Below are 296 nucleotides of genomic sequence, written 5' to 3'. Positions count from 1 at the left end.
ACAGAAGGGAAGCATCAGTTTATGGAAAAACTTTTAATTGAAGGTGGACACCCGTTAAATGGAACAGTACAAATAACTGGAGCTAAAAACAGTGCAGTAGCGCTAATACCAGCCGCAATTTTGGCCGATTCACCAGTCTTCATAGACAATCTTCCGGATATATCAGACGTAACAATTCTAGCAGAGCTTCTTGAGGAGATTGGTGGGAGCACAAAGCTAACAGAAGATACGTTAGAGATTCATCCTGAAAATATGTTTGCCATGCCATTACCTAATGGACGTGTAAAAAAATTAAG

1 pseudogene is annotated in these 296 nt (G+C 39.9%); it reads left to right on the top strand.

Features of this window, described 5'->3' with window-relative positions:
* Positions 1 to 21: 21 nt before the first annotated feature.
* A pseudogene (locus AOA60_RS01035) lies at positions 22 to 296 on the top strand (UDP-N-acetylglucosamine 1-carboxyvinyltransferase); the annotation flags it as partial.

The organism is Pseudomonas sp. 2822-17 (assembly GCF_002742485.1).
Classification (GTDB): Bacteria; Pseudomonadota; Gammaproteobacteria; order Pseudomonadales; family Pseudomonadaceae; genus Aquipseudomonas; species Aquipseudomonas cyclaminis.
This window is presented reverse-complemented; position numbering and strand designations above follow the sequence as displayed.